The following is a 4,464-nucleotide window of genomic DNA, read 5'->3' as shown; positions in this document are numbered from 1 at the left end:
GCCGCCACTGTGGGGCGCGGCCGTCGCGGGGGCGCTTGTCCTGGCGCTGCGCTGGACCGACGTGCTGGAACCCCTGCTGCTGGCCGCTGCGCTGTGGCTCGCGCTGGCGGGGCTGGAACTGATCTGGCGTGAGCGCCTGCCCCCGCTGCGGCTGGGGCTGCTGAGTGCCCCGGACGCTCCGCCGCCGCCCCGGTATCCCCGCCTGACCTACCTGCCCGTCGCCCCGCATGAACCCGACGTGCTGCGGGGTCTGGACGGGTTGGTCGTGGGCCACCGCCAGCAGGTGCCCGCCGAACACGCCCGGCTGCTGGAACACGCCCGCGTGACCGGGGTGCCGCTGTACTCGCGCGAGCTGCTCGCCGAGGTGCTGACCGGGCGGGTGTCCCTCGACCTCGTGGAACGCGACTGGCTGGACGCCGAGCGTTTCCAGTCGGGCTACATGCCGGTCAAGCGGGTGCTGGACGTGGCCGTGACCCTGCTGCTGTTGCCCGTGCTGCTGCCGCTGATGGGACTGGTGGCCCTGGTCGTGCTGGCGGCGGGCGGGCGGCCGGTGCTGTTCTGGCAGGAACGCATCGGGCTGGGGGGACGGCCCTTCCGGCTGGTCAAGTTCCGCACCATGACCCGCGACTCCGAGCGGCGCGGCGCGGCCTTTGCCCAGCAGGGAGACGCCCGCATCATTCGCGGCGGAGCGTTCCTGCGCAAGTTCCGCCTGGACGAGCTGCCGCAGTTTTACAACGTGCTGCGCGGCGAGATGAGCATCATCGGTCCCCGGCCCGAGCAGTTCGCCTTTGCGGCCGACCTCGAGGAAAGCATCCCGCTGTACGCCACCCGGCACTGGGTCCGCCCCGGCATCACCGGCTGGGCGCAGGTCACCCAGGGCTACACCGACAGCGTGGACCAGCTGCACGAGAAGCTGCAGTACGACTTCTATTACGTCAAACACCTCTCGGCGCAACTGGACCTGCTGATCGTCTGGAAGACCGTCCTGACCGTCCTGACCGGCTTCGGCGCCCGCTGAACACACGCGCACCATGAAGCCAATGTGAAGTTCTGCGCAGCGCCGGGAGCGCGTTGTGCCGATTTTGTCAGAGGCAGGTCTTAACCTGTTCTTGAGCTGAGAACACCGGGGGGCTCCCCAGCGGTTCCCCAGCCTTCCACCCACCTATCCCTCCGTCTTCTCGACAAAGGCAAACCCTCCGTGAGGGGGGGACGCAAAGCCACGGGACTTCTTCACGAAGTCAGCCGGGCCTCCGAAGGAAGAACCATGCAAAAACTTGCTCCCCTGGCCTGCGCCCTGACCCTGTTCCTCGCTGCCTGCTCGGCTCCCCAGCCTTCTGTGCCGGCTCTCCCGACCCCGCAGGACACCGCCGCTCCCCAGACCGGACCGGTCGACGGGGAGACTGCCACCGAGCAGGAGACGGCCGACGCCACGGCCGCGCTCGAAGCCCTCAGCCTCAACCCCGCTCCGGTCGGCGCGGCGAGTGTGCGCCCCGACGGGACGCTGCTGGTGGGCGGAGCGCCGATGTTCCCGATGGGCTTTTACCACGTGTCGTGGGCCGCCGAGAAGAGCGTGCGGGTGCAAAAGCGGCTGCGCGATATGCACGCCGTGGCCGACCTGGGGTTCAACACCATGAACGTGACGATGTTCGACCCCGAAGCCGACCTCCAGCAGTTTGGACAGCTGCTCGACGCGGCACACGGACGGGGCATGAAGCTGTTCGTGGAGGACTTCGGGGACGTCTCGATCAACACCTTCAAGACCCACCCCGCCACGCTGGGCTGGATGATCGCCGACGACTGCAACGCGTTGATCAGCCCTGAGGAACTGGAGCGTCGGCACCTGAAGACCAAGGCCCTGGACCCCCACCACCTGACCTACACCAGCATGGCGATCTCTTTTGCCAACAGCCACTCTGAGTTCTTCGGGCGGGCCGACGCGGTGGGCAACCAGTCCTACCCGGTGGGACCGGCGGGCTACGGCGACTCGCTCGCGGTGGTGTACCCGGTGATGCAGCGGCTGGTGGCCGAGTCGGCCCGCGCGGGCACCCTGCCCATCGCCAACCTGCAGAGCTTCCGCTGGCCGGGCGGACGTTACCCCACTCCTGCCGAACTGAATTCGATGACCAATCAGGCCATCGGGGCGGGCGTCAAGGGCATCCTGTACTACACCTACCTCGACAATACCAACGACCTGGCAACCTACACGGGGCTGCGCACGGAGCTGAGGAAGCTCGCCGCCGAGACCAAGCTGCTCGCGCCTGTCCTGCTGAACGGTCAGCGCCAGACGCTCGCGCTGAGCGGCAATCTCGGGGAAGCCCGCGCGACCCTGTGGACTCACGGGGGCCGCCGCTACCTGCAGGTGCTGAGCCTCAGCGAGACCCAGCGCCAGAGCGTCAAGATCACGGTGCCGGGCGGGGCCACCACCCTGACTCCCCTCTTCGCGGGCCGGGCCAAGAGCCTCTCCCTCAAGGCGGGAGCGGTCAGCGGCAGCCTGACGCCCCTCACGGCCCAGTGGTACGAGGTGCGCTAACCCCAGCGGCGCAGGTGCAGGGCCCCTCCCAGTGTCGGAGGGGCCCTTGCGGTGGCTGGCGGGCTACGTCTCCCCGCGCAGGTCGGTCACCCGCCGCAGCTTGCCGCCCTCGCTGCGGGGCAGGGAGCCGGGCACGCACAGCTCGCAGCGCACGCTCACGCCCACCTGCACCTTGACCAGCCGCTCGATCTCGCCCCGCAGAGCGGCGGTTTCCTCGCCCGTCTCCACGCGCAGCAGCAGGTCGTCGCGGGTGCCCGCGCGGGTCAGGACCACGTGGTAGTGCGGGCTGACCTGCCCCATGCCGACGAGCACGGCCTCCAGCTGGGTGGGGTACACGTTGACCCCGCGCAGAATGATCAGGTCGTCGGCGCGGCCCCGGATGGGCTCCATGCGGCGCATCGTGCGCCCGGTGGCGTTGGGTTCGGTCGCGTCGGGCAGCAGGCGGGTGATGTCCCCGGTCCAGTAGCGCAGCATGGGCAGGGCGGTGCGGCTGATCGACGACAGGACCAGTACGCCCCACTCGCCGTCGGGCAGCACCGCGCCGGTCTCGGGGTCCACGATCTCGGGGTAGAAGTGGTCCTCCCAGAGATAGCTGCCGCGCTGCTCGGCCGCGTCCTCGTTGGAGACGCCGGGGCCGATGATCTCCGACAGGCCGTAGATGTTGGTGGCCGTGACGCCCAGCCGGGCCTCGACCTCGCGGCGGGTCTTTTCCGTCCAGGGTTCGGCGCCCAGCACGGCGTAGCGCAGCGAATTGTCCTCCGGTCCCATCCCCCGGCGGGCGAACTCGTCGGCGAGCACCAGGGCGTAGCTCGGGGTGCAGGCGATCACCTCGGGTTCGAGGTCGAGAATCAGGCTGACCTGCCGCTCGGTGCCGCCCCCCGAGACGGGCACGGTGCACAGGCCCAGCCGCTCGGCGCCGCCGTGCAGCCCCAGCCCCCCGGTGAACAGGCCGTAGCCGTAGGCATTGTGAAAGGTCATGCCGGGCCGCGCCCCCGCCGCGTGCAGCGAGCGGGCCACGACCTCCGCGAACACGGCGAGGTCGTTCTCGTCGTAGGCGACCACCGTCGGCTTGCCCGTCGTGCCGCTGCTGGCGTGCAGGCGCCGCAGCTCGTGCCGGGGCACCGCGCTCAGGCCCAGGGGGTAGTGGTCGCGCAGGTCGCTCTTGCGGGTCAGCGGAAAGCGGGCGAGGTCCTCCAGGGTCCGCAGGTCGTCCGGGGTGACCCCGGCCGCCTCAAACCGGGCGCGGTGGGCAGGCACGCGCTCGGCCATCCGGGCGGCGGTGGCCTGCAGGCGGGCGAGTTGCAGGGCGCGGAGGTCGGGGAGGGGCATCGCCTCACGGTCAGGTTGGAACATCGGGCCTCCAGTCGGGATTCCAGGTGAGCGGGGTGTCCGGATCACCGATCACCTTGCCGGGATTGAGCAGGTTCAGGGGGTCCAGCATAGCCTTGAGGTCCCGCATCACGTCCAGCACCTCCCCGTGTTCGGCCCGCAGGTAGGCCCGTTTTCGCAGCCCCACCCCGTGCTCGCCCGTGCAGGTGCCGCCCACGGCAATCGCGTGCGCGGCGAGGGCGTGCAGCACGTGGTCGATCCGGGTCCAGGCGTCCGCGTCGTCCGGGAGCGCGTGCAGAAGGAGGTGGAGGTTGCCGTCCCCGATGTGGCCGACCAGGGGCGCGGTCAGGCCCTGTTCGTCCAGTACTTCCTGAGCCAGTGCCACCGTTCCCGCCAGCGCCGAGAGGGGCACGCACACGTCCCCGATGCGGGTCGCGTGACCGGGCCAGGCCGCCCGCAGCGCGTCGTACACGCCGTGGCGGGCGCCCATAGCTCGGACTGGGCCTCGGGAGTGCGGGCCTCGCCGACGGGGGTGCCGCCGTGCAGCGAGGCCGCCTCCCGCAGCAGGGCGAGCCCCGCGTCGAGGTCGGCCCGGTCGCGGCCCG

4 protein-coding genes and 1 riboswitch are annotated in these 4,464 nt (G+C 70.6%); of the genes, 2 read left to right on the top strand and 2 right to left on the bottom strand.

The genetic code is table 11. The features are described from left to right. On the top strand, nt 1-1,018 hold a 1,018-nt coding region (locus tag QOL99_RS15290), incomplete at its 5' end, for a sugar transferase (RefSeq protein ID WP_285525090.1). Nucleotides 1,019-1,176: 158 nt separating this feature from the next. Beyond that, nucleotides 1,177-1,255, top strand: a riboswitch (cyclic di-GMP riboswitch). A gap of 9 nt (nt 1,256-1,264) precedes the next feature. After that, nucleotides 1,265-2,530 (top strand): hypothetical protein, encoded by a 1,266-nt coding sequence (locus QOL99_RS15285; protein WP_285525088.1) that lies wholly within the window; start codon nt 1,265-1,267, stop codon nt 2,528-2,530. Nucleotides 2,531-2,593: 63 nt separating this feature from the next. On the opposite strand, the gene QOL99_RS15280 is transcribed toward QOL99_RS15285, so the two are convergent. After that, on the bottom strand, nt 2,594-3,883 hold the full coding sequence (locus QOL99_RS15280) for an AMP-binding protein (RefSeq protein ID WP_285525086.1): 1,290 nt from the start codon (nt 3,881-3,883) through the stop codon (nt 2,594-2,596). Further along, the gene (locus QOL99_RS15275; protein WP_285525083.1) at nt 3,870-4,349 is read right to left on the bottom strand and encodes an FAD-linked oxidase C-terminal domain-containing protein; all 480 of its coding nucleotides are present in this window, start codon (nt 4,347-4,349) and stop codon (nt 3,870-3,872) included. The genes QOL99_RS15280 and QOL99_RS15275 overlap by 14 nt, the downstream gene beginning before the upstream one ends. Nucleotides 4,350-4,464 lie beyond the last annotated feature (115 nt).

This window comes from Deinococcus rhizophilus (genome assembly GCF_030271215.1).
Lineage (GTDB): Bacteria > Deinococcota > Deinococci > Deinococcales > Deinococcaceae > Deinococcus > Deinococcus rhizophilus.
This window is presented reverse-complemented; position numbering and strand designations above follow the sequence as displayed.